The following is a 3,069-nucleotide window of genomic DNA, read 5'->3' as shown; positions in this document are numbered from 1 at the left end:
GGCATTGTTTTTCCAGCGACTCGTGTAGAATTTGAATATCACGCATCTTGCTTTCAATCTTTTGTGTTTGTGGTGAATTCATTAGATCAGAAGGTAAGGTGCGTGTCTACTTATTGAACTACAAAGGTATTTTGTGGGGATTCACAAGTTGCAGGCGTTAGTTGTCTTCAATTACTACGGTAGTTCTAAATAGGTGTAAGATGTTTATCGATGAAAGTTACGAAGCATACAAATCAACTAAGAATGTAATTTCTAAGCTTTGCTCGTGGAAAGAGGAAGTAGAAACAAAACTTTCCAATTCTCCGGAGGATACATTGTTACACGCACAAATATCAGAATTAGAGTTAGCTATAGCACGCCTAAAAATAATGGCTAAAACTGAAATATTTTCTGAAAAAGCCACGGTGCAACAGCTTGAAGATACTCCTGATGATTATGACTATCGTTTAATGTGCGAATGGGGTTATCGAGATCGAGCGAATTGGACGGATGCTAAAGTAGGATCAGAAATAGTAGTTGTGAAAGCAGGTTCTTATATCATCAACAACTAACAAGGCCATCAAGGTGATGCTTTACACTCGGCAGTTTTGGTTTGGAGTTCGGTGTGCTTTGCTGGTTCGGTGGGGCACACCTTATGGCTGGCGTTATACCCTTTAGGAAAATTACAAACTATGGTTAAAAACTTTGAGTGTGGCAAAGTGGTGCAAATTTCACTCTCAAATGGAAAGTTCAGCTACGGCTTGGTCCTACCCGAGCCTCTTGTCGCATTTTCTGAGAATTCTTATGACGTCCCTCAAAGTGATTTCAGCGAAGTCTTTGGTGGAAAGTTGTTCAAGATTTGGGTTATGAAAGATGCTTTGGGTAAAAATGGTTGGTCTAAAGTAGGCTGCATTGAAGCTAACCAAATCGAATTATCTGAGCCTAAATTTTATAAATTTGACCTTATCTCAAAGCAGTTTTCTATTTACACAAATGGCAATGAGATACCAGCAACGAAAGAAGATTGTATTGAGCTAGAGTGTGCAGCGGTTTGGTCAAAAGAGCATGTTGAAGAAAGGCTTCTTGCTTTAAGTGAAGGACGAGAAAGCAAGTGGGTAAGATCTTTGTCTGCTGAGTCACGGGTATAACAAGGCAATCAAGGTGATGCGTTACACTCGGCGGTTTTGGTACGGAGTTCGGTGCGCTTTGCTGGTTCCGTGGGGCACACCTTATTGCTGGCGTTATGCACCTTAGAGCCAAGTTCCTCAATGGTAGAAGGTTCATCGCTCAATACCACGATTTCTCTGGCTATTCATTCAGCGAAAGGCTGCCTGAAAGTTCAGAGAACGGCTGGTTGTCGTTTTCTTTGCCGCCCTTTATCCTGGCAATTCAGCCGTGAGTTTCCATCGTTACATTGCTTTGAAAAGCTTGTTGCTTGTCTTAACCAATAGTTCGGTGCAGCAGCCAATCCTGTCCGAAAGAGGTTGTCATGCAAGTTGGTCTGGATCAAATTGTTGAAAGTAAATCAGAATTATCAGAGCCTGCGCTTGTTGCCTGAATGTCGCAGACTTATCACGCGTTGAAAGGCATTCGGCCAAGTATGATCGCATTTATTGATGGAGTTGCATAACAAAGCAATCAAGGTGATGCGTTACACTCGGCGGTTTTGGTACTGGGTTTGGTGGGCTTTGTTAGTTTAGTGGGGCACACCTTATTGCAGGCGTTAGGCATTAAGTATCAATCTAGTAAATTATTTGTATGAAATTAAATGAGATCTAATATGAAAACAAAAATAAGCTTTGTTCTATCTTCATTACTGGTTCTTTCTGGTTGTGCATCACTCCCACCAGATACCAATGAAAGGTTAGGGCAATTTACGGCAGCATCTTCATATAACATTCGAAACTTAGAATATGAAAAATCAGAAGGAACAGCATCGCATGTTGAAGGGAAAACATGCTACAAAGTTAATCTATATACTTTAGATTACATGGAAGGACCTAAAGATAATTTATTACAAAGGGCAATGGATGATGCTATTAGAAATGGTCAGAATAATGGCTTAGAAGGTGACCTGTTAGTTAATGCAAGAATTGAGAGAAAGACTGAGTATAAAACCACAGGTGATTTTTTTAAAGTTAAAGAAAGATATGAGTGTGTTTTTGTCGAAGGAGATTTGGTTAAAATAGCTTCAAGAAAGCTTAAGTAATCAATCCTTAGATATGTCCGCAAATGCCTAACAAGGCAATCAAGGTGATGCCTTACACTCGGCGGTTTTGGTATGAAGTTCAGTGCGCTTTACTGCTTTAGTGGGGCACACCTTATTGCAGGCGTTATGCCAAGAGGTAAAACTTCATCAGTTTAAGACTAATGATAAAATGAAAAATTATGATAATTACAATACTTGATTACATCTTCATGATTGGTGCGGTTGGGATATTAATATCTATTGTTTCTTTCATCTTTATGATGATTTTTGTGAAGAGGCTAAATCCTTATATCATATTAGCAATGATTTCAGTATTAATAGTAACTCCATTGGCTGGAACATTTATCCCAAGCCTAGCGAGGTCAGAGTTACATGAAAAGTTAGATAGTGAAATTATCAGTGTTGTTTCTCAACGTGGAATTGATAAGGCTAAGGTTCTACATAGCCTGAAAGACATGTCTTCTCCTAAGTATAACAATACTCATCCACTTGAACGATTTATGTTTAAAGTTAAAACTGCTGAAGAAGAAATATACTTAGAATTGGCAAAAGACTCTAATGATAATGAAGTGTATTGGGTTTATTACCCCAAATATTACTACAGTGGAATAAACGACGTAGGTAAGATAAAGCTCTCTAAGTAGTGGGCTTTGGCATAACAAGGCAATCAAGGTGACCCGTTACACTCGGCGGTTTTGGTATGGAGTTCAGTGTGCTTTGCTGGTTCAGTGAAGGGCACCTTATTGCAGGCGCTGGAGGATCCCCACAAAATTTATGCATGATAACTGCTCCTCGCCATCATAATTAACTCTTGTTGTGCCCAACGTAATGTTGAATCTGTAATGTGATATTCTAGCCGTCGAAAGACTTCTTTTCCGAGC

4 protein-coding genes are annotated in these 3,069 nt (G+C 39.4%); all 4 read left to right on the top strand.

Annotated features, from left to right (window positions below):
* Positions 1–200 precede the first annotated feature (200 nt).
* On the top strand, positions 201–551 hold the full coding sequence (locus tag EIZ48_RS27795) for a hypothetical protein (RefSeq protein WP_160658598.1): 351 nt from the start codon (positions 201–203) through the stop codon (positions 549–551).
* A gap of 120 nt (positions 552–671) precedes the next feature.
* On the top strand, positions 672–1,127 hold the full coding sequence (locus EIZ48_RS27790) for an Imm26 family immunity protein (RefSeq protein ID WP_160658595.1): 456 nt from the start codon (positions 672–674) through the stop codon (positions 1,125–1,127).
* Positions 1,128–1,759: 632 nt separating this feature from the next.
* Positions 1,760–2,188 carry a hypothetical protein gene (locus EIZ48_RS27785; protein WP_160658593.1) on the top strand — a complete coding sequence of 143 codons (429 nt, stop codon included), beginning with the start codon at positions 1,760–1,762 and terminating at the stop codon, positions 2,186–2,188.
* A 179-nt stretch (positions 2,189–2,367) separates the two neighbouring features.
* Complete coding sequence (locus EIZ48_RS27780; RefSeq protein ID WP_160658591.1) at positions 2,368–2,832, top strand: hypothetical protein; 465 nt, start codon at positions 2,368–2,370, stop codon at positions 2,830–2,832.
* Positions 2,833–3,069: the final 237 nt, after the last annotated feature.

The organism is Photobacterium alginatilyticum (genome assembly GCF_009910675.1).
Lineage (GTDB): Bacteria > Pseudomonadota > Gammaproteobacteria > Enterobacterales > Vibrionaceae > Photobacterium > Photobacterium alginatilyticum.
This window is presented reverse-complemented; position numbering and strand designations above follow the sequence as displayed.